The sequence below is a fragment of the Pseudomonas sp. IPO3747 genome, assembly GCF_013385245.1.
Taxonomy (GTDB): domain Bacteria; phylum Pseudomonadota; class Gammaproteobacteria; order Pseudomonadales; family Pseudomonadaceae; genus Aquipseudomonas; species Aquipseudomonas edaphica.
This window is the reverse complement of the sequence record NZ_JACAQL010000009.1, coordinates 495,198-515,591: the sequence shown is the minus strand read 5'-3', so window position 1 is coordinate 515,591 and position 20,394 is coordinate 495,198. Positions and strand designations below refer to the sequence as shown.

Genomic DNA, 20,394 nt, shown 5'->3' with positions numbered 1-20,394 from the left:
AAGGAGCAACCCATCATGAAACGCCAAGTACTCGCTACTGTTCTGCTGTCGGTCCTGGCTTCCAGCGCATTTGCCCTGCCAGCCGCTGAACAAGCTACCCCACAGAACAAAGCTCAAGCCGTTCAGTCGAGCCAGACCCTGGCCCGCAGCGGTTCGCAAGAAGACGAAAACCGTGACTACGCCAAAGGCGCCGTTGCTGAAAACGGTCGCAACCGCCTGGAAGAGAAAGGCCTGGTAGAAGGTGGCGCTGAACAAGCCAACAAACGTGCTTACACCGAAGGCGTTGCTGAAGGTGGCCGTGATCGTCTGGAACAAAAAGGCCTGGTAGAAGGCGGTGCTGAGCAAGCCCACAAACGCGCTTACACCGAAGGCGTTGTTGAAGGCGGTGCTGACCGTCTGCAAGAACTGCATCAAGCACAGAGCTAACCCCGTGGTGGCCGAGAAAAAAGCCCGATCTGAAGATCGGGCTTTTGCTTTTATCTGACGCTTATCTGAACTGCATCACACCCCAACATCCCGCCAAGTTCGACGTAGCTGAAGCTGTTTTGCTAGAGTGCGTCGCTGTACTTGCCGACAAAGCCCGCCCGCCGATGCTGCCCCGCGCCGAACAGAAGCAACAGACCCGCCTCGCCTTGATGGACGCAGCCCGCCATCTGATGGAGTGTGGCCGTGGGTTCGGCAGCCTGAGCCTGCGCGAAGTGGCCAAGACCGCCGGGATTGTGCCGACCGGGTTCTATCGTCACTTTGAGGATATGGACCAGCTGGGGCTCGTGCTGGTCAGTGAAGTCGGCCAGACCTTCCGCGCCACCATTCGCCTGGTCCGTCACAACGAGTTCGTGATGGGCGGCATCATTGATGCCTCCGTGCGGATCTTTCTGGACGTGGTTTCAGCCAACCGTTCGCAATTCCTGTTCCTGGCCCGCGAACAATACGGTGGCTGCCTGGCCGTGCGCCAAGCCATCGGGGCGCTGCGTGAAGACATCACCAGCGACTTGGCTGCCGACCTTACGTTGATGCCCAAGCTCCAGCACCTGGATGCCGACGGCTTACATGTGATGGCCGACCTGATCGTCAAGAGTGTATTCGCCACCCTGCCCGACATCATCGACCCACCGGCCCAGGCCCTGCCTGCCCACCTTACGCCCCAGGCGAAAATCACCCAGCAACTGCGCTTTATCTTTATCGGCCTCAAGCATTGGCAAGGGCTGGGCAGCACCGAATAAGCCCGGTCAGCCCGCCGTGTGGAAGCGCTTGGCGGTGGTGTAGTGCTTTTTCCAGTAGCTGTTGCTCAATGAATCGATACGCACGCGTTTGCCGGTACTGGGCGAGTGGATGAATTTGCCCTTGCCGATATAAAGGCCGACATGGCTGACCTGTCCGCGCCCATTGCCTTTGAAAAATACCGCGTCGCCGGGCTTGAGCGCCTCGCGCTGAACAGTCGCGGCGCTTGATCGATGCATTTCTGTGGTGGTGCGCGGCAGGCGGATATTGGCTTCGGTCTTGAACAGGTAGACCAGGAAGCTGCTGCAATCAAACCCCTGGTTAACCTTGGTACCGCCGCTTTTATACGGCGTGCCGAGCAGCTCATGGGCACGATCGATCACGTTGTCGATGGTGGCGGAGGGTTCGAAGGCCACAGGCGCTTTTAAATTGGCCGAGGCCGGTATGACGGCGCAGGACAAGCTGAGAATAAGTGAAACCAAAAATACTTTGAACATGATCGGCGTCGCAGTGGATTAAACACGGCGCACATCGTAATGAAACAGCGCGTAACTTTTTGAACGGCAAATCCTTCAATCACGTAGGACAAATCCTAGAAAAATCCAGTGCGAAACAGATGAAGGAAATTTCATCCTTTACGCAACGGTTCTCAACGAAAAGCGCCCCCATCCAGTGCTATAAATCCAATAGCGCACCAATTTGAAGCGCGACAGCCATTGGCTGACGCCCTATTCGGTGGCATGTCCGTGCTTGCCTACAGGGATTTCCCGCCCATACACACGGTTGGCAAGCCCCTTGCTCTAGCTCATTTATCGCTCATAGCTGGAAGCCTCCTGATGCTGGTGATCCACCGCCGAATCGCCCCCCAAGCCCTCTGGGCCGCCGAACTGCTGCTGAACTTCGAAGCCCGCAGCAAAAGCCGCCTGCGCTGTTTCAGTGCCGACGGCGAAGACGTCGGCCTGTTTCTGGAGCGTGGCCAGCCGCCGCTGCACGATGGCGAATGCCTGCAAGCGGAAGACGGGCGCGTGGTACGCGTGGTCGCCCGCCCTGAACAGCTGCTGCACGTGACCTGCAGCAACGCCTTTGAACTGACCCGCGCGGCGTATCACCTCGGCAACCGCCATGTGGCCTTGCAAGTCGGCGACGGCTGGCTGCGCCTGCTCGATGACTACGTACTCAAAGCCATGCTCGAACAGCTCGGCGCCACCACGCAAACCCTCGAGGCTCCGTTCCAGCCGGAACACGGTGCCTATGGCGGTGGCCATCATCATTCGCGTCATGGCGATGAAGACTTCAATTACCCGCCCAAACTGCACCAGTTCGGCGTGCGTCTATGAACCCAGCCTGGGCGCTGTTGCGTCTGGCCAGTCCGCAATTGCCGATTGGTGGCTACAGCTATTCCCAAGGCCTGGAGATGGCGGTGGATAACGGCCGCGTCAATGATGCAGCCAGCGCCCGGCGCTGGATCAGCGACCAGTTGCTGCTCAACCTCGCCCGTTTTGAAGCGCCGCTGTTGCTCGCCCATTGCCGCGCCGCCGCCGAACAGGACTGGCCGCATTTGGCGCAGCTGTGCGAAGAGCACCGCGCCAGCCGCGAGACCCGCGAGCTGTATCAGGAAAGTCGCCAAATGGGCTATTCCCTGCAACAGCTGCTCAACGGTTTACCGGAGCTGGACGACGCCGCGCGCCACTTTCTGGCCCAACGTGATGAACCCCACCTGGCCCTGGGCTGGGCTTTGGCCGCCCGCGCCTGGCATATCAACCCCGATGACGCCCTGGCCGCGTGGCTGTGGAGCTGGCTGGAAAACCAATTGGCGGTGCTGATGAAAACCCTGCCGCTGGGCCAGCAAGCCGCCCAACGCCTGACCAGCCAATTGCTGCCCCTGTTGCAACAAGCCCAGCAGGACGCGGCACGCATCGACCCTCCCCATTTCGGCAGCGCCGCGTTCGGCCTGTCCCTGGCGTGTATGGCCCATGAGCGCCAATACAGCCGCCTGTTCCGTTCCTAGGAGACCTACATGAACACACAACCTTTGCGTGTCGGCATCGGCGGCCCAGTGGGCTCCGGCAAGACCGCCCTGACCCTGGCGCTGTGCCTGGCGCTGCGCGACCGCTACAACCTGGCGGTGGTCACCAACGATATCTACACCCGCGAAGACGCGGATTTTCTGGTGCGCAACCAGGCACTGGCGCCCGAGCGCATCATCGGCGTGGAAACCGGCGGCTGCCCGCACACGGCGATTCGTGAAGATGCCTCGATCAACCTCGAAGCGGTGGACCAACTCAACCGCCGCTTCCCCGGCCTGGACCTGATCCTGGTGGAGTCCGGCGGCGACAACTTGTCGGCCACGTTCAGCCCGGAACTCTCGGACCTGACCATCTACGTGATCGACGTGTCTGCCGGTGACAAGCTGCCGCGCAAGGGCGGGCCCGGTATTTGCAAATCCGACTTGCTGGTCATCAACAAGATCGACCTGGCGCCCCTGGTCGGCGCCTCGCTGGAACTGATGAACAGCGACACCACACGCATGCGCAACGGTAAGCCCTTTGTGTTCAGCAACCAGAAAACCGGCATCGGCCTGGATGAAATCGTCGCCTTTATCGAACGTCAGGGTTTGCTGACTGCAGCCTGATCACACCCCCAAAAGGAGCCTGTATGGGACTCAACAAAATTCTTGCAACCGCCGCCCTGCTGCTGGCACCGGCCCTTGCCTTCGCTCACCCCGGGCATGGCGATAATGGTCTGGTGGCCGGTATCAGCCACCCATTGGGCGGTATTGATCATTTACTGGCCATGGTCGCAGTCGGGTTGTGGGCCGCGCAGCAACAAGGCAAAGCGCGCTGGGCACTGCCTTGCGCGTTTGTCGGCACCATGCTGGTGGGCGGCCTGCTCGGCTTTGAAGGCCTGGAACTGCCGGCGCTGGAAAGCGGGATTGCTGCCTCGGTACTGGCGCTGGGCTTGGCGGTAGCGCTGGCAGTGCGGCCGCCGTTGTTTGTGGCGGTGGCGGCGACGGCGTTGTTTGCGCTGTTCCACGGCGTGGCGCACGGCCTGGAGCTGCCGGACATGTCCAGCCCGTGGGCGTATGCGGCCGGCTTTGTGGCCGCGACGGCGGCGCTGCATGCTGCCGGGTATGCGGTGGTGCGTTTCCTGCCGGCTGCTGCGGCGCCGCTGGTACGGGTTGCCGGGGCAGCTTCGGCGGCAACCGGGGTTTGGTTGCTGGCGGGCTGATTTGCGTCGCTGCTGAGGCACCCATCGCAGGCAAGCCAGCTCCCACCTTTGACTGTGTTCACAGATCCAAAGGTGGGAGCTGGCTTGCCTGCGATGGCGGTGGCACAAACACCACAGAACTCAAGCCTGCTACCATGCGCGCCTACACCTCTGCCGTGACGACGCCAGCCGATGCCCATCGCTTCCCAACCTTCCTTGAATGCCGTGCTCACGCACTTCCACACCCTGATCGTGCCGCTGTGGCAAGGCCCGGGCTGGAACGCCGACTTGGCGTTGCCCTACGAGGCCGTGGACGCCAATCACCAGCCATTGCCCCCGCAACGCTACCGCGCCATGGCCTGCGCCCGGCAGTTGTACCTGTTCGCCAGCCTGATCGGCGAGCCGGGTGCAGCGTTTGCCGAAGAGCGTGCAGCGGCGCTGTTTCGTTCGCTGCAACGGCATTTTCATGATGCCGAACACGGCGGTTGGTTTTACAGCATCGACGCCCACGGCAAACCGCTGGACAAGCGCAAAGACCTCTACACCCACGCTTTCATCATCTTCGCCTGCGCCCACTATTGGGCCAAAGTCCGCGAGCCGTTGGTGGAGTCGGTACTCGATGCGGCCCTGGCCGTGGTCGCCGAACGTTTCGCCACCGGCGACGGCCTGTACGAAGCCGTATTGGAGCGCAACTGGTCATCGCTCAAGTCCGGCCCACTGCAAAACCCACTGATGCACCTGGCCGAAGGTTTCCTCGCCACCCTGGCCGTGCGTGAAGACGCGATCACCCAGGATGCGTTGCTGGACCTCGCCACCGCCCTGCAGAAGCGCTTCATCGACCGCCAGCACGGCGTGATGATGGAAAAACCGCTGGGCGCTGTGGATAACTGGTTTGAGCCAGGACACCAGTTCGAGTGGTTCTTTTTGCTCGACTCTTCAGAGGTACTGCGCGGCACACCCTTGCATGCCTCGCTGACGCGGGCATTTGCCTATGCAGAGCTTAAGGGTGTGGATAAGTTAAGTGGCGCGGTCAGCGGCATGCTCGCGCTGGATGGCAGCGTGCGCGACGGCACGCAACGGATCTGGGCACAGGCTGAATACCTGCGGGCGCTGACCTTGCGGCCGGGCAGTGAAGCGGTGTTGCAACGCCAATTGCTGGCGCTGCAGCAGAACTTTTTGCATGAGAAAGGCTGGCATGAATGCCTGGATGCCAAGGGCGCAGTGAGCCGGCGGGATATGCCGTCGACTACACCGTATCACTTGGCGACTTGCTATCAGGGGCTGATCCAGCATCTGGGTTGACCTTTAGTGCCTCATCGCAGGCAAGCCAGCTCCCACATTTTGATGTGTGAACACAGTCAAATGTGGGAGCTGGCTTGCCTGCGATAGCGGTCTACCTGACTGTCATGCAATCCACTTGCGATCCCCAGTAAAACTGATCGTCAACCAACGCGCCGCATCCGGCGTACCCAACCCTGTGGATATCTCCTCGCGCAGCCCATCAAGCGTCGCCACGTTATCTACCGGGTAATTGGCCGGCAACACCACATGAATCTCGATAAACCGCGCCCGCCCGTGCTTTTGCACGTAAGACACGTAGTCATCAAAACCGTGCCTGGCCTGGGCGGCATCCATCACTTCGCGCACTTTGTCATCCAAGTGGTCCGGGGCAATGCCCAGCACCTCACGCAACGCCGGGCGCAGGATCTTGAACGCCGGCGCCAGCATGCTCAGGGCCAGCAGAATCAGGATCAATGGGTCGACATACACCGCCCACTCGCCATAGCCCTGGGACTTGAGCAACAGCGCAGCGAGGAAGCTGATCAGCAAGCCCACCGACAGCATCGCGTCCACCAGCCAACTGATGTTGTCGAACTGGATCAGTGAAGATTTGAGCTCGCGATTGCGATAGCGCACGTAGAAGAAGTAGGCAAACTCGACAACGGTAAACACTGCCGCGTAGACGATCACCAGTCCCAACTCAATCTCACGCCCGCCATTGATGATGCCGAACACACCGTTGAGAAACGCGTAGATCGCGATCAACAACAGGAAGCTGCCTTCGATCAGCAGCACCATCGGCTCCAGGTGCCAGTAGCCGAACTGGAAGCGCTCGTTGCTTTTCTTGGCGATCAGCTTGGCCGTGATCAGCATCAGCACCTTGATGGCGGTGGCGATCAGCGAGAAAAAGCCGTCGAATAGAATGGACTGGGCGCCAGATATCACACCCGTGACAATCCCGGCGATCGCGACCGCGAACATCAGAATCGTCGATTGTTTGAGCAGTGCCTGCTCACCTCGGTTACTCACATTTCCTCCCGTCAAAACCTTTAAACCGCACAGTGCGGAGGGGTTTTCAGGAGTGGAGTGTACCTTATGTCCTGTTTTGGCCGATTTGACGCCTTCTGAGACACTGGAAAACCTTGTGGCGAGGGAGCTTGCTCCCGCTGGGGCGCGAAGCGGCCCTAAGATTTTGGGGCCGCTGCGCAGCCCAGCGGGAGCAAGCTCCCTCGCCACAACAACAACAACAACAACAACAATCAGTTTCAGCCCTTGGCCCCACGCTCAATCGCAAACCCAGCCCAGGTCTGGCTCACCGGCATCAGCTCCAACCGGTTGATGTTCACGTGCGCCGGGGTATTCATCACCCAGAAGATCGTGTCGGCAATGTCCTGCGGCTGGATCGGCTCGGCACCGGCATAGGTCGCGTCATAACGCGCCTGGTCACCGCCAAAGCGCACCAGCGAGAACTCGCTCTCACACAGGCCTGGCTCGATGTTGGTCACGCGCACGCCAGTGCCTTGCAGGTCGCAACGCAGGTTCAGCGAGAACTGCTTCACGAACGCCTTGGAGCCGCCGTACACGTGGCTGCCCGGGTAAGGGTAGTTACCGGCGATGGACCCCAGGTTGATGATGCCGGCGCCACGGCCGTGGGCGATCAGGCGCGGCAACAGCAGGTTGGTGGTGGTCAGCAGGCCTTTGATGTTGGTGTCGACCATGGTTTCCCAATCGTCGAGGCTGCACTTGGGCGCAGGGTCGGTGCCCACGGCCAGGCCGGCGTTGTTGATCAGCCCGCGCAACTTGGCGAACGACGGCGGCAGGTTGGCGATGGCCTCCTCCATACCCTTGCGGTCACGCACGTCCACCACCAGGCCATGCACTTCGGTCTGCTTGGAAAGCTCTTCGACCAAGGCATTCAAACGGTCAGCACGACGGCCGGTAAGCACCAGTTTCCAGCCAGCGTCGGCAAAACGACGGGCGCAAGCTTCGCCAAAACCAGAGGTGGCGCCAGTAATAAACAGCGTGTCGGACATGGTGTTCTCCTTGCGGGCATCGGAAAAAAAACAGCCAGCAGAATGCCCTTACGCCGCGATTGCAGCAACCGCTAAGCGCATAACTTCATACACGGCTGGTTGTTTTTTGATCACTTCAGGCAAAGCCTTATAGAACGTGGCGTGCAGCCATATGCACGCAGGTTATCCACAACTGCGCCCACAGTCTTTGGGGGCAAGTGTAAAAAGCGCCAAGCCGCTCTATACAAGGCTTGCAGGCGATTTCAGAAAGTTTTTTGCTTGACCTTGGCCAAGGCGTATGTAGCCCAATGGCAAGAGGGAAAATCCGAACGATGGCTCCAGGCCAGTCATTCCGGCCTCTGCGGCCGTCTTTCCAGAGTTTAGTCACAGACTTATCCACAGGCTGTTCCGACATAAATCAGTCATATACCTGTGTCTTTAAACAGGTTGACAAAGCCCTCGGCAGGCCAGCAAAAACCGGCTGATCAATAAACAACCACCACGCTGCAAGCCACGGTTTTAAAGGCTTGCAGCCAGCTACTCCCACGTTACCCACAGCCGGTTCCACAGCGGATGGGGACAAGTCAAAACTGTGACAAAACAGGGATTTGCGGCGGCTATATGTCGCGCTTTGGAGGGTCTCTGGATTTGTTTTCCACAATTTGGCGGGAGCACTGAAAACACCCCAAAAACACCTGTGGATGATCGTTCCCACGCTCCGCGTGGGAATGCAGCAAAGGACGCTCCGCGTCCCCAAGCGTGACGCGGAGCGTCACAAGAGGCATTCCCACGCAGAGCGTGGGAACGATCAGGGGCAGGGATCAATGCCCGCCGAGGTAGGCGTTGCGCACTTCCTCATTCACCAGCAATTCCTTGCCGGTGCCCGTCAGGCGAATCTCGCCGTTGACCATCACATAGGCCCGGTCCGACAGGCGCAGCGCGTGGTTGGCGTTCTGTTCCACCAGGAAGATAGTCATCCCGGTGGCGGCCAGCTCGCGCAGTGTGGAAAAGATCTGCTTCACCACAATGGGCGCCAGGCCCAGGCTCGGTTCGTCCAGCAACAGCAGTTTGGGCCGGCTCATCAGCGCGCGGGCGATGGCGAGCATTTGCTGCTCACCACCGGACATGGTCATTGCGCGCTGGGTGCGCCGCTCCTTGAGCCGAGGGAACAGCTCGAACATGCGCTGCATGTCTTCCTGCGCATACTTGTCACCAATCGGGATGGTGCCCATCAGCAGGTTTTCCTCGACGGTCATGTCGGGGAACACCCGCCGCCCTTCCGGCGACTGCGCAATGCCGTTGGAGGCGATGTAGTGGGACGACTTGTGGGTAATGTCGACGCCGTTGTACAGAATTTGCCCGGACTCGGCGCGCGGCTGGCCGAAAATCGACATCAGCAGCGTGGATTTACCCGCGCCGTTGGAGCCGATCAGGCTCACGGTTTCGCCTTCGTTAATGTGCAGCGAGACTTTTTTCAGGGCCTGGATCGGGCCGTAAAACACGTCCAGGTCCTTCATTTCGAGGATAGGTGCACTCATACCAGCTCCTCTTCGTCTGCGCCCAGGTAGGCGGCAATCACTTTCGGGTCGTTGCGGATCGCGTCCGGGCCGCCTTCGGCGATCACGTTGCCGTGGTCGAGCACCACGATGTGGTCGGAAATACTCATCACCATGCCCATGTCGTGTTCGATCAGCACGACTGTCAGGTCGTGTTCGTCGCGCAGCAGGCGAATCATCGCGCTGAGGGCTTCGGTTTCCTGCGGGTTGAGGCCCGCTGCCGGTTCGTCCAGGCAGATGATCTGCGGCCGGGTGCACATGGCGCGCGCGATTTCCAGGCGGCGTTGCTGGCCGTAGGAAAGCTCACCGGCCAGGCGGTTGGCGCAGTCCACCAGGTCCACCACTTCCAGCCAATAGAAGGCGTGGTCGAGGGCATCGCTTTCGGCCTTACGGTAGCCCTTGGTATTGAGGATGCCCGCCAGCATGTTGCGGTTGACCCACATGTGCTGGGCCACCAGCAGGTTTTCCAGCACCGACATTTCCTTGAACAGGCGAATGTTCTGGAAGGTCCGCGCCAACCCTGCGCGGTTGACCAGGTGGGTGCCGCCGAACATCTTGTAGTACACGCGGCTGAAGAAGCTTTTTGGCGACACAAAGTCGACGGCCTTGAAGCGTTCGCCGAGCAACTGGATCACGTTGGTCTGCTTGCCACGAATGTTCAGTTCGATCTTGCCGCCGCTGGCTTTGTAGAAGCCGGTGAGGCAGTTGAACACCGTGGTCTTGCCCGCGCCGTTGGGGCCGATCAGGGCGAAGATCGAGTTGCGTTTGACCTTGAGGCTCACATCGCTCAAGGCCTTGATGCCACCGAAGTGCATCATCAGGTGTTCCACTGAGAGGACGACTTCTTTGCTCATGGCGCCACTCCTTTACGTGGGGTCACACCGGTTCGGCTGATGCGGATCAGCCCGCGTGGCCGCCAAATCATCATCACCACCATCAACACGCCAAACAGCAGCACGCGGTATTCGGAGAAGCTGCGCAGCAACTCCGGCGCGACGGTCAAGACGAACGCCGCAATCACCACACCGACTGTCGAACCCATGCCGCCCAACACCACGATGGCCAGGATCAGCGCCGATTCGAAGAAGGTAAACGACGACGGGTTGACGAAGCCTTGGTAGCTGGCGAAGAACACCCCGGCCAGACCCGCAGTCGAGGCCCCGATGGTGAACGCCGAAAGCTTGACCAGTACATGGTTCAGGCCCATGGAACGGCAGGCGATTTCATCTTCGCGCAAGGCTTCCCAGGCGCGGCCGACCGGCATACGGGTCAGGCGGTGCTTGATGTACAGCACGGCCAGTACCACCAGGAACAGCACGATGTAGATGAACATGAACTTGATGTTGGGGTTGTAATCGATGCCGAAGAACTCGTGGAACGGAATCCCGCCATCCTTGGCCTTGCGCCCGAATTCCAGGCCGAGAAAGGTCGGCGAAGGCACCGGCATACCGTTGGGGCCACCGGTGAACGACAGCCAGTTGTTGAGCACCAGGCGGATGATTTCACCAAAGCCCAGGGTCACGATGGCGAGATAATCGCCGTGCATTCGCAGCACCGGGAACCCGAGTATGCAGCCCGCCAGCGCGGCAGCGATGGCCGCCAGAGGCAACACACTCCAGAAGCCCAGGCCCAGGTATTGATAACCGAGCGCCAGGCCGTAGGCGCCGATGGCGTAGAACGCCACGTAACCCAGGTCGAGCAAACCGGCCAGGCCCACCACGATGTTCAGGCCAAGGCCGAGCAACACGTAGATCAGCCCGAGAATCACCACGGTCAGCAGGTACTTGTTGGCGAAGATCGGGAACACGATCGCGATCACGATCAGTGCCGGGATGATCCAGCGCAGCCGCGATTTGTAGTCCGGCGGCAACACGTGCACGCCGGAGCCACTGCTCTCGAAACCCTGCAGGATCTTCACGCCCTTGGGGGTTTGCAGGAACAGGCTCAAGGCAAAGCGCCCGGCCATCACGATGGCGACCAACGTGGCCACCCGCGCAGGCTCGAGGTTAAAGCTATACCCGTCGAGGACCACGCCGACAATCGGACCGAACACGATCAACGAAATCAGCCCGGCAAGGACCGTATCGACCACACTTTTCTTGATATCGATAGATTTGGCAGCAGACATGTTTACACCTTAGCCACGAGTGGGCGACCAAGCAGGCCCTGAGGACGGAAGATCAGAATCACCACCAGCAGGGAGAAGCTGAACACGTCTTTGTAGTCAGAGTTGATCAACCCCGAAAACAACGACTCGGAGATACCCAGGATGATCCCGCCCAACATCGCCCCAGGCAGGGAGCCGATGCCGCCGAGTACCGCTGCGGTAAATGCCTTGATGCCGATGATGAAGCCGGCATAGAAGTCGAAGGTGCCGTAGTTGAGGGTGATCAGCACGCCGGCCAGGGCGGCCATGGCGGCACCGATGACGAACACGTAGGAGATCACGCGGTCGGTGTTGATGCCCAGGATCGAGGCCATCTTGCGGTCTTGCTGGGTGGCGCGGCACATGCGGCCGAGCTTGGTGTATTTGATGATGTAGGTCAGCAGGCCCATGCCGAGAAACGCGGCCACCAGGATAAACACCTTGGTGTAGGTCAACTGCACGAAGCCCGTGCCGATATCGACGCGCCAGGCGCCGGCCAGCAGGGTTGGAATGCCTTGTTGTTTCGCGCCCTGAGCGATCTGCGCATAGTTTTGCAGGATCAGGGAGATACCGATGGCGCTGATTAACGGTGCCAGCCGGGTGGAGTTACGCAGCGGTTTGTAGGCGACACGCTCGATGACCCAACCGTACACGCCGGTGACGACCACGGTGAAGATCAGAGTGCCGAGAATGAGCAGCGGGAAGGATTCGATGCCGAAGTAAGCCAGCAGTGCCAGACTGATCGCCGCGAGGTAAGCGGAAATCATATAAACCTCGCCGTGGGCGAAGTTGATCATGCCAATGATGCCATAGACCATTGTGTAGCCGATGGCGATCAGGCCGTAGACCGACCCGAGGGTCAGGCCGTTGACCAGTTGCTGCAGGAAAATACCATCCATAACGCAATCTCACGCGGTGAGCACCTGCACACGGTTGAGTGCGCGGCGCTTCTGGAGGAAAAGACAGATATCGATATCAACACCACTCCCTGTGGGAGCGGGGCCCTGTGTGGGAGCTGGCTTGCCTGCGATTGCATCACCTGGGTATTACTGAAGTACCGAGGTGCCTGTATCGCAGGCAAGCCAGCTCCCACACAAACCCGCTCACACATGGGTTATGTGGCGCTCAGGCTTACTTCTGCTTTTCCAACTGGTGGTATTTGCCGTCTTTATCCCACTGGTAAACCACGTAGTCGGAGATTTTCAGGTCGCCCTTGGTATCCCAGGCTTTTTCGCCCATCACGGTTTTCACCGGGTGAGCCTTGAGCCACTTGGCGGCGTCTTCGCCCTTGTTGGATTTGGCGCCGTTGAAGCCAGCCGCCAGGGCCTGGATCGAGGCGTAGGCGTACAGGGTGTAGCCTTCTGGCTCAGTGCCGTTTTTACGGAACTCTTCCACCACGGTTTTGCTGTCTGGCAGCAGGCGCGGGTCGGCGCCGAAAGTCATGTACACACCATCCACGTATTGCTTGCCGCCAGCGGTGGCCACCAGTTCGTCGGTCACGACACCATCATCGGACATGAACTTGACGTCCTTGAGGCCGGCTTCACGAATCTGGCGAACCAGCGGACCGGCTTCCGGGTGCAGGCCGCCGAAGTACACGACGTCCGCACCAGTGGAGCGGATTTTGGTGACCAGGGCGCTGAAGTCTTTCTCGCCACGGGTCAGGCCTTCTTCCAGCACCGGCTTGACGCCGCGCTTGGTCAACTGGGCAGCAGTAGCATCGGCCAGGCCTTTGCCGTAGGTGTCCTTGTCGTTGATGACCGCGACTTTCTTGCCCTTGAGCACGTCGACAATGTAGTCGCCGGCCACGATGCCTTGCTGGTCGTCACGGCCACACATACGGAATACGGCACTCAGGCCACGCTCGGTAACCTGCGGGTTGGTGGAACCCGGAGTGATCATGATGATGCCCGCTTCGTCGTACACCTCTGACGCCGGGATGGTGTTGGAGGAGCAGAAGTGCCCGACCACGCCGATCACTTTGTCCTGGTCGGCCAGGCGGTTGGCCACGGCCACGGCTTGCTTGGGCTCACAGGCGTCATCACCGGCAACCAGTTTGATCTGCTCGCCGTTGATGCCACCGGCCTTGTTGATAACATCGGCTGCCGCTTGGGCACCCTTCATGTACTGCTCACCGAAAGCTGCGTTGGCGCCCGTCATCGGGCCTGCCACGCCAATCTTCACATCAGCTTGAACAAACGCAGAAACACCCAACGCCGCTGCAACGGCGAGGGCCAGAAAACCTTTCTTGTAAAACGTCTGGGACATGAGTGGTGCTCCGAGGTTTTTGTTTATTGGCACTACGAATTCGCGTCAAACTTTCACAGGAAAGCCCAGAGCAAGGCGCGTGCCATTACTTTTTTATTCTTCAAAAAGACACGGTGTCATTGTTATTACAGGCGTTTCGACTCCCTTTGCCAGTACGTGCAACCGTCTAGCATCGAAAGGTGCAACCAATGAATCCAAAAAGTACAACCCTGGCAGGTCGCACCTGCAACCGGATGCCTAAACGACAGTTCCTACAGCTGTAACAATGTGCGTAACGGAACTGCACATTTACAGTGCGTGATTGCTACGACTTGCACCAATACAGATTAGTAGCCTGCTAAGAAGATGCAGGCTTTTGACAGGTATTTCGCTGATCAGACCACGATCCGCAGGCATTGCCCGGCGTGATACAGCGAGAACCCCGCTTCATACAGGCAACTGCGCAGGCCCACTCCGGCGAGCGGTTGCATCGGCGCAAACGGGATCGGCAACGCCTGGGGATCCTGGTGACATAAGTAGTCGGCAAAGGCCTTGCCCACCACACTGCCCGTGGTCACGCCGCGGCCGTTATAACCGGTGACGGCGACCAGACCGGGGGCCGGCTCGAACAGGCGCATCAGGTGGTCCGGGGTGAAGGCGATGCAGCCGGTCCAAGTGCATTCCCACTGCACCGATTTGAGGTACGGGAAGTAATGCTGCTGCACCCGATCGGCCCACGCCTTGAGGAACCACGTCGGTTTCTGGTTGCCATTGCCCAGGCTGCCGAGCAACAAGCGGCCATCCGCGTCGCGGCGGATGCTGCTTAACACCTGGCGTGTGTCCCACGAGCCCTGCCCGCCGGGGAGGATATGTTGCGCGGCTTCGTCCGTCAGCGGGGCCGAGGCGACCTGGTAGTAGTAACCGGGAAAGAAGTTGCGCCGCAGCTCGGTCCATTCGCCTTCGGTATAGGCGTTGGAGGCGATCACCACTTGCGCCGCCTGCACTGAACCCTGGGCGGTCTGCACCGACCAGAGTGCACCTTGGCGTTCAAGTTGCGTGACCGGCGAATGATCGAACAGTTGCCCGCCAAGTCCCACAGCCGCATTCGCCAGGCCAGTGGTGTAGGCCATTGGGTTCAAGGTGCCGGCACGCCGGTCCAGCAGGGCGGCGGCGATCTTTTTGGTGCCGGTGGCCTGTTCGCACGCCTGGCCCGTCAGCAGCTCGACGGGGGCGCCACGGCGCTTCCACTGTTCTTCGCGACTGCGCAAATCCGCCTCGCCACGGGCGTTATGCGCCATGTGCAAGGTGCCCTCACGGCGCAGTTGGCAATCAATCTTGTATTTGTCGATCAGGCTGAACACCAGCGACGGCGCCGCGCCCAGCATGCGGTTGAGCTGGCTGCCCACCGCTTCGCCGAAACCCGCTTCGATCTCGTCCGGCGGGATCCACATACCGGCGTTGACCAGCCCGACGTTACGCCCCGAACCGCCATGGCCGGTGCGATGAGCCTCCAGCACGGCGACGCTTTTGCCTTGCTCCAGCAGGTGAATGGCGGCCGACAAGCCGGTGATACCGGCACCGATCACGCACACATCAACCTTGACCTCGCCCTTGAGCGCGGCGCGATCGGGCCGGCCTGGGGTGAGTTGTTCCCATAAACATGTTTCGCGTAGTGCCATTGCCAGACTCCGATGAGACCCAACAAACAACTATTGTTCTGAATTGCAAATGAGACCAAATGTGGGAGCTGGCTTGCCTGCGATAGCGGTGTATCAGCCACCACCGCTATCGCAGGCAAGCCAGCTCCCACATTGATCCCACTTCGACTTGGGGGATCAGTCGAAGGTGATGCCTTGGGCCAAGGGCAGCTCCAACGAGTAGTTCACGGTATTGGTCTGGCGACGCATATACCCGCGCCATGCATCCGAACCCGACTCACGCCCACCACCGGTCTCTTTCTCACCACCAAACGCGCCACCAATCTCCGCGCCGCTCGGGCCGATGTTGACGTTGGCGATGCCGCAGTCACTGCCCACCGCCGACATGAACTGCTCGGCTTCACGCACGTCGGTGGTGAAGATGCACGAGGACAGGCCTTGCGGCACGGCGTTATTCAGGCGCAAGGCTTCGGTGAAGTCGCTGTAGCCAACCACATACAGAATCGGCGCGAAGGTTTCGGTACACACCACGTCACTTTGCTCGGGCATCTCCACAATGGCCGGCGACACGTAGTAGGCATTCGGGAACTTGTCTTCCAGCTGGCGCTTGCCGCCGAACACCTTGCCGCCTTCGCTCAAGGCTTGCTCCAGGGCGTCCTGCATGTTCTCGAAGCCGTGCTTGTCGATCAGCGGGCCGATCAGGTTGCCTTCCAGCGGGTGGCCGATGCGCACTTTGGAATAGGCGGCTTTGAGACGGGTAACGATTTCTTCCTTGACCGACTCATGGGCGATTAAACGGCGCAAGGTGGTGCAACGCTGGCCGGCAGTGCCGACGGCGCTGAACAGAATGGCGCGCACGGCCATGTCGAGGTCGGCGCTTGGGCCGAGGATCATCGCGTTGTTGCCGCCCAGCTCAAGGATGCTGCGGGCGAAACGTGCGGCGACTTTCGGCGCCACTTCGCGGCCCATGCGCGTGCTGCCGGTGGCGCTGATCAGCGCAACGCGCGGGTCATCCACCAGCGCCGCACCGGCGTCACGGCCGCCAATGATCACTTGGCTGAGGTAGTCGGGGGCGCCGTCGAACTTCTTCAGTACGCGCTCGAACAATGCCTGGCAGGCCAAGGCGGTCAGCGGGGTCTTTTCCGAGGGTTTCCAGATCACCGCGTTGCCGCACACCAGCGCCAGCGTGGTGTTCCACGCCCACACGGCGACCGGGAAGTTGAAGGCGCTGATCACGCCGACCACACCCAGCGGGTGCCAGGTTTCACGCATGTGGTGGCCTGGGCGCTCGGAGGCGATGGTCAAGCCGTACAACTGGCGGGACAGGCCCACGGCGAAGTCGCAGATGTCGATCATCTCCTGCACTTCACCCAAGCCTTCCTGGGTGATCTTGCCGGCCTCCCACGACACCAACTCGCCCAGGTCGGCTTTATATTCGCGCAATACATCGCCGAACTGGCGCACCAGCTCGCCGCGACGCGGTGCCGGCACCTTGCGCCAGGCCTCGAATGCATGCTCGGCGCGACTGACCTGCTGCTCCACTTCAGCGGCACCTTCCCAGTGCACACTGCCGATACGGCTGCCATCAATCGGCGAATGCACGGGCTGTTTACCCGACTGGTACAGCGCCGGGTTTACCCCGAGACGGTCAAGCAATGCGGCAACCATGGGTCACTCCTTCAAACTCAAACAGAAAATTCGCGCCGCCACAGACACGGCGATCCAGACCTTATTTGTAGCTGGCCCAAGACTTGCCAACAAACGACGATTAGGCGAGATATCATTCCGTTTACTCATGCAAAGAATAAAAAGAGGCGTGCCGTGCTGAATAAAAGACATTTGCCCTCGATCACCGCCCTGCAGTGTTTCGAAGCCGCCACCCGCCACCTGAGCTTCACCCGCGCTGCCGAGGAACTGAACCTCACGCAAAGCGCGGTGAGCAAGCAGGTCGCGCAGCTGGAAGAATTGCTCCAACACCTATTGTTTCGCCGGGTGCGCCGCCGCTTGCAGATGACCCCGGCAGGGGATTTGTACCTGGTGGAAGTGCGCAAAATCCTCACGCAAGTGGAGATGTCCACCCACTACCTGCGCTCCCACGGCGGCGAGACCGAAGTGCTGCGCGTGTCCACGCCCTACACGTTCGGCGCGCGCTGGCTGGTGCCGCGCCTCAAGGGCTGGCGTTTGCGTCACCCGCAGATCCACCTGGACCTGTGCAACGAGCAGGAGCCGGACGAACTGTTGCAAGGCAAGGCCGACATGGCTTTCTACTTCGGCCAGCGTTCACGGCCGGGCACCGAGAGCCTGAAACTGTTCAGCGAAGAGTTGGTGCCGGTGTGTGCGCCAGAGAGCTTGCCTGCGCAGCCATTCACCGACCCCACGCAACTGAGCAACCTGGTGCTGCTGCAAAACGCCTCGCGACCGCAAGGCTGGCATGACTGGTTCGCCAGCCAGGGCTACCAGACCGAGCACAGCTACCACGGGCCGCGTTTTGATACCTTTTATATGTGCATTCGGGCGGCGCAGGTCGGCTGTGGCGTGGCCTTGTTGCCGCGCTTTCTGGTGGAGGAAGAGCTGGCCGAGGGCAAGCTGGTGATTCCCTGGCAGCATGCGATGCCCAGCCAGGATGCGTATTACCTGGCGTATCCCGAGCATTCGGCGGAGGTGCCCAAGGTGCGTGAGTTTGTGAAGTGGATGATGGAGCAGGTTTAGCTCTTTTTGGGCTGCACCACCGTCATCGCAGGCAAGCCAGCTCCCACCTTTGGAATGCATTTCAAGTGTGGGAGCTGGCTTGCCTGCGATGAGGCCAGTGGCCGCACTGAAAAAATCACTGGCAAAACCCTACAGGTCTATGCGCCACTAGCACCCTTCCTTAATTGTGCGTAAAGGCCGGCGCCCATCGCCGACCCGTCTGGAGATTCCCGTTATGAGCGAGAGTGTGTTTGCCGATCGCATCGTGCAGAACCTGCTCGACACCGACTTCTACAAGTTGACCATGATGCAGGCGGTGCTGCACAACTACCCGAACGTGGAAGTTGAATGGGAGTTTCGTTGCCGCAACAGTGAAGACCTGCGCCCGTACCTGGCGGAAATCCGCTACCAGATCGAACGCCTCGCCGAGTTGAGCCTGAGCCCCGACCAGTTGGGCTTCCTGGAACGCATCAGCTTTATGAAGCCGGACTTCCTGCGCTTTCTAGGGCTGTTTCGCTTCAACCTGCGCTACGTGCAAACCGGCATCGAGAACGGCGAGCTGTTTATCCGCCTGCGCGGGCCGTGGCTGCATGTGATCCTGTTTGAAGTGCCGATGCTGGCCATCGTCAGCGAAGTGCGTAACCGCTACCGCTACCAGACCGTCATCCTCGAACAGGCCCGCGAACAGCTGTACCGCAAATTCGATTGGCTGTCCGCCAATGCCAGCAGCGAAGAGCTCTCGGAGCTGCAAGTCGCCGACTTCGGCACCCGCCGGCGCTTCTCGTACCGCGTCCAGGAAGAAGTGGTCAGCGTGCTCAAGCACGACTTCCCCGGGCGTTTTGTCGGCACCAGCAACGTGCACCTGGCCCGCGAGTTCGACATGAAACCGCTGGGCACCATGGCCCACGAATGGATCATGGCCCACCAACAACTCGGCCCGCGCCTGATCGACAGCCAGATCGCCGCCCTCGATTGCTGGGTACGCGAATACCGTGGCCTGCTCGGCATCGCGCTGACCGACTGCATCACCACCGACGCGTTCCTGGGCGATTTCGACCTGTACTTCGCCAAGCTCTTCGACGGCCTGCGCCACGACTCCGGTGACCCGATTCAATGGGCCGAAAAAGCCATCGCCCACTACCACAAGCTCGGTATCGAGCCGATGAGCAAGACCCTGGTGTTCTCCGACAGCCTGACGCTGCCCAAGGCCCTGGAGATTTTCCGCGCATTGCGCGGTCGCATTAATGTCAGCTTCGGTATCGGCACCAACCTGACCTGTGACATTCCGGGTGTTGAACCGATGAGCATCGTGCTTAAAATGACTGCCTGTAATGGCCAGCCCGTGGCGAAGATTTCCGATGAGGCAGGCAAGACCCACTGCACCGACCCCAATTTTGTCGCCTATTTGCGTCACGTTTTTAAAGTACCTGCCCTTTCCAGCAAGGAGTGAATCATGCAAGCCGTACAGCGTGAGATTGCGCAGCAGCTCAAGGTCCAAGCACCGTTCAACGACCAGGCCGCCCTTGAGGCCGAAGTGGCGCGCCGCGTAGGGTTTATCCAGGACTGCCTGCGCAATTCCGGGCTCAAGAGCTTGGTGCTGGGCATCAGCGGCGGTGTCGACTCGCTGACCGCCGGCCTGCTGGCCCAGCGTGCAATGAAAGAACTGCGTGCCAGCACAGGTGATGAGGCGTACCGTTTTATCGCGGTACGCCTGCCCTACGAAACCCAGTTCGACGAACACGACGCCCAGGCGTCGGTGGACTTTATCGACCCGGACGAGCGCCACACCGTGAACATCGGCCCGGCGGTTAAATCCCTGGCCAATGAAGTGGCGGCGTTTGAAGGCAAGGCGGCGGTGTCGCGTGATTTCGTGCTGGGCAACACCAAGGCGCGCATGCGCATGGTGGCGCAGTACACCATCGCCGGCGCGGCCGGTGGCCTGGTGATCGGTACCGACCATGCAGCGGAAGCGGTGATGGGCTTTTTCACCAAGTTCGGTGACGGTGCCTGCGACCTGGCGCCGTTGAGCGGGCTGGTGAAGAACCAGGTGCGCGCGATTGCGCGGCACTTTGGCGCGCCGGAGTCGCTGGTCGAGAAGATCCCGACTGCCGACCTTGAAGACCTGTCGCCGGGCAAACCGGACGAAGCCTCACACGGCGTGACCTACGCCGAGATCGATGCGTTCCTGCACGGCGAGCCGGTGCGTGAGGAAGCGTTCAAGATTATCTGCGACACGTATCGCAAGACTGAGCACAAGCGCGTCATGCCCTTCGCGCCGTGAGGTAGACCGCAATCGCAGCGGTGCGACGATTCGACAAGCCAGCTCCCACACTTGACCGAGTTCCCCTGTTGGAAACCGGTCAAATGTGGGAGCTGGC

General features: G+C 60.3%; 20 protein-coding genes. 10 read left to right on the top strand and 10 right to left on the bottom strand.

Features of this window, described 5'->3' with window-relative positions; all coding sequences use genetic code 11:
• Positions 1-15 precede the first annotated feature (15 nt).
• Entirely contained in the window at positions 16-426 is a 411-nt protein-coding gene (locus tag HX790_RS15465; RefSeq protein WP_017136791.1) for a hypothetical protein, read from the top strand.
• Between the two features lie 164 nt (positions 427-590).
• Positions 591-1,223: a TetR family transcriptional regulator gene (locus HX790_RS15460; protein ID WP_017136792.1), complete on the top strand. Its 633-nt coding sequence runs from the start codon at positions 591-593 to the stop codon at positions 1,221-1,223.
• 6 nt (positions 1,224-1,229) lie between these two features.
• On the opposite strand, the gene HX790_RS15455 is transcribed toward HX790_RS15460, so the two are convergent.
• Entirely contained in the window at positions 1,230-1,718 is a 489-nt protein-coding gene (locus HX790_RS15455; protein ID WP_017136793.1) for a C40 family peptidase, read from the bottom strand.
• Positions 1,719-2,057: 339 nt separating this feature from the next.
• Here HX790_RS15455 and ureE point away from each other — a divergent pair, with 339 nt between their 5' ends.
• The 5 genes from ureE (at position 2,058) to HX790_RS15430 (ending at position 5,730) form a co-directional block, all read left to right on the top strand.
• Complete coding sequence (ureE, locus tag HX790_RS15450) at positions 2,058-2,558, top strand: urease accessory protein UreE (RefSeq protein ID WP_017136794.1); 501 nt, start codon at positions 2,058-2,060, stop codon at positions 2,556-2,558.
• Positions 2,555-3,229 carry an urease accessory protein UreF gene (locus tag HX790_RS15445; protein WP_099548109.1) on the top strand — a complete coding sequence of 225 codons (675 nt, stop codon included), beginning with the start codon at positions 2,555-2,557 and terminating at the stop codon, positions 3,227-3,229. The genes ureE and HX790_RS15445 overlap by 4 nt, the downstream gene beginning before the upstream one ends.
• Positions 3,230-3,238: 9 nt before the next feature.
• The gene (gene ureG, locus HX790_RS15440; RefSeq protein WP_017136796.1) at positions 3,239-3,853 is read left to right on the top strand and encodes an urease accessory protein UreG; all 615 of its coding nucleotides are present in this window, start codon (positions 3,239-3,241) and stop codon (positions 3,851-3,853) included.
• Positions 3,854-3,876: 23 nt separating this feature from the next.
• Entirely contained in the window at positions 3,877-4,449 is a 573-nt protein-coding gene (locus HX790_RS15435) for a HupE/UreJ family protein (RefSeq protein ID WP_017136797.1), read from the top strand.
• Positions 4,450-4,620: 171 nt separating this feature from the next.
• A complete protein-coding gene (locus HX790_RS15430; RefSeq protein WP_017136798.1) occupies positions 4,621-5,730 on the top strand; it encodes an AGE family epimerase/isomerase in 1,110 nt (369 codons plus the stop codon).
• Positions 5,731-5,832: 102 nt separating this feature from the next.
• Here HX790_RS15430 and HX790_RS15425 read toward each other — a convergent pair whose 3' ends face one another.
• From HX790_RS15425 to HX790_RS15385, 9 genes are all read right to left on the bottom strand, one after another.
• Entirely contained in the window at positions 5,833-6,738 is a 906-nt protein-coding gene (locus tag HX790_RS15425; protein WP_017136799.1) for a cation diffusion facilitator family transporter, read from the bottom strand.
• Between the two features lie 236 nt (positions 6,739-6,974).
• Entirely contained in the window at positions 6,975-7,742 is a 768-nt protein-coding gene (locus tag HX790_RS15420; protein ID WP_017136080.1) for an SDR family oxidoreductase, read from the bottom strand.
• Between the two features lie 800 nt (positions 7,743-8,542).
• On the bottom strand, positions 8,543-9,259 hold the full coding sequence (locus HX790_RS15415; RefSeq protein ID WP_017136079.1) for an ABC transporter ATP-binding protein: 717 nt from the start codon (positions 9,257-9,259) through the stop codon (positions 8,543-8,545).
• On the bottom strand, positions 9,256-10,131 hold the full coding sequence (locus HX790_RS15410; RefSeq protein ID WP_017136078.1) for an ABC transporter ATP-binding protein: 876 nt from the start codon (positions 10,129-10,131) through the stop codon (positions 9,256-9,258). The genes HX790_RS15415 and HX790_RS15410 overlap by 4 nt, the downstream gene beginning before the upstream one ends.
• Positions 10,128-11,405 carry a high-affinity branched-chain amino acid ABC transporter permease LivM gene (livM, locus tag HX790_RS15405; protein ID WP_017136077.1) on the bottom strand — a complete coding sequence of 426 codons (1,278 nt, stop codon included), beginning with the start codon at positions 11,403-11,405 and terminating at the stop codon, positions 10,128-10,130. Before livM ends, HX790_RS15410 begins: the two co-directional genes overlap by 4 nt.
• A 2-nt stretch (positions 11,406-11,407) precedes the next feature.
• Entirely contained in the window at positions 11,408-12,322 is a 915-nt protein-coding gene (locus HX790_RS15400; RefSeq protein WP_017136076.1) for a branched-chain amino acid ABC transporter permease, read from the bottom strand.
• A 232-nt stretch (positions 12,323-12,554) separates the two neighbouring features.
• Positions 12,555-13,691 carry a branched-chain amino acid ABC transporter substrate-binding protein gene (locus HX790_RS15395; RefSeq protein WP_017136075.1) on the bottom strand — a complete coding sequence of 379 codons (1,137 nt, stop codon included), beginning with the start codon at positions 13,689-13,691 and terminating at the stop codon, positions 12,555-12,557.
• Positions 13,692-14,065: 374 nt separating this feature from the next.
• Positions 14,066-15,349 (bottom strand): FAD-binding oxidoreductase, encoded by a 1,284-nt coding sequence (locus HX790_RS15390; RefSeq protein WP_017136074.1) that lies wholly within the window; start codon positions 15,347-15,349, stop codon positions 14,066-14,068.
• Positions 15,350-15,505: 156 nt separating this feature from the next.
• On the bottom strand, positions 15,506-16,996 hold the full coding sequence (locus HX790_RS15385; RefSeq protein WP_017138439.1) for an aldehyde dehydrogenase family protein: 1,491 nt from the start codon (positions 16,994-16,996) through the stop codon (positions 15,506-15,508).
• 153 nt (positions 16,997-17,149) lie between these two features.
• Here HX790_RS15385 and HX790_RS15380 point away from each other — a divergent pair, with 153 nt between their 5' ends.
• The 3 genes from HX790_RS15380 to nadE all read left to right on the top strand — a co-directional run bounded on the left by HX790_RS15380 (position 17,150) and on the right by nadE (position 20,297).
• Positions 17,150-18,037 (top strand): LysR family transcriptional regulator, encoded by an 888-nt coding sequence (locus tag HX790_RS15380; RefSeq protein WP_176991759.1) that lies wholly within the window; start codon positions 17,150-17,152, stop codon positions 18,035-18,037.
• 214 nt (positions 18,038-18,251) lie between these two features.
• Positions 18,252-19,466 carry a nicotinate phosphoribosyltransferase gene (pncB, locus tag HX790_RS15375; protein ID WP_017138441.1) on the top strand — a complete coding sequence of 405 codons (1,215 nt, stop codon included), beginning with the start codon at positions 18,252-18,254 and terminating at the stop codon, positions 19,464-19,466.
• A gap of 3 nt (positions 19,467-19,469) precedes the next feature.
• On the top strand, positions 19,470-20,297 hold the full coding sequence (gene nadE, locus HX790_RS15370) for an ammonia-dependent NAD(+) synthetase (RefSeq protein ID WP_065930662.1): 828 nt from the start codon (positions 19,470-19,472) through the stop codon (positions 20,295-20,297).
• Positions 20,298-20,394 lie beyond the last annotated feature (97 nt).

Coding starts and splice junctions, on each gene's coding strand:
- HX790_RS15465 (WP_017136791.1), top strand. CDS start 16: ATGAAACGCCAAGTACTCGCTACTGTTCTGCTGTCGGTCCTGGCTTCC.
- HX790_RS15460 (WP_017136792.1), top strand. CDS start 591: ATGCTGCCCCGCGCCGAACAGAAGCAACAGACCCGCCTCGCCTTGATG.
- HX790_RS15455 (WP_017136793.1), bottom strand. CDS start 1,718: ATGTTCAAAGTATTTTTGGTTTCACTTATTCTCAGCTTGTCCTGCGCC.
- ureE (WP_017136794.1), top strand. CDS start 2,058: ATGCTGGTGATCCACCGCCGAATCGCCCCCCAAGCCCTCTGGGCCGCC.
- HX790_RS15445 (WP_099548109.1), top strand. CDS start 2,555: ATGAACCCAGCCTGGGCGCTGTTGCGTCTGGCCAGTCCGCAATTGCCG.
- ureG (WP_017136796.1), top strand. CDS start 3,239: ATGAACACACAACCTTTGCGTGTCGGCATCGGCGGCCCAGTGGGCTCC.
- HX790_RS15435 (WP_017136797.1), top strand. CDS start 3,877: ATGGGACTCAACAAAATTCTTGCAACCGCCGCCCTGCTGCTGGCACCG.
- HX790_RS15430 (WP_017136798.1), top strand. CDS start 4,621: ATGCCCATCGCTTCCCAACCTTCCTTGAATGCCGTGCTCACGCACTTC.
- HX790_RS15420 (WP_017136080.1), bottom strand. CDS start 7,742: ATGTCCGACACGCTGTTTATTACTGGCGCCACCTCTGGTTTTGGCGAA.
- HX790_RS15415 (WP_017136079.1), bottom strand. CDS start 9,259: ATGAGTGCACCTATCCTCGAAATGAAGGACCTGGACGTGTTTTACGGC.
- HX790_RS15410 (WP_017136078.1), bottom strand. CDS start 10,131: ATGAGCAAAGAAGTCGTCCTCTCAGTGGAACACCTGATGATGCACTTC.
- livM (WP_017136077.1), bottom strand. CDS start 11,405: ATGTCTGCTGCCAAATCTATCGATATCAAGAAAAGTGTGGTCGATACG.
- HX790_RS15400 (WP_017136076.1), bottom strand. CDS start 12,322: ATGGATGGTATTTTCCTGCAGCAACTGGTCAACGGCCTGACCCTCGGG.
- HX790_RS15395 (WP_017136075.1), bottom strand. CDS start 13,691: ATGTCCCAGACGTTTTACAAGAAAGGTTTTCTGGCCCTCGCCGTTGCA.
- HX790_RS15390 (WP_017136074.1), bottom strand. CDS start 15,349: ATGGCACTACGCGAAACATGTTTATGGGAACAACTCACCCCAGGCCGG.
- HX790_RS15385 (WP_017138439.1), bottom strand. CDS start 16,996: ATGGTTGCCGCATTGCTTGACCGTCTCGGGGTAAACCCGGCGCTGTAC.
- pncB (WP_017138441.1), top strand. CDS start 18,252: ATGAGCGAGAGTGTGTTTGCCGATCGCATCGTGCAGAACCTGCTCGAC.
- nadE (WP_065930662.1), top strand. CDS start 19,470: ATGCAAGCCGTACAGCGTGAGATTGCGCAGCAGCTCAAGGTCCAAGCA.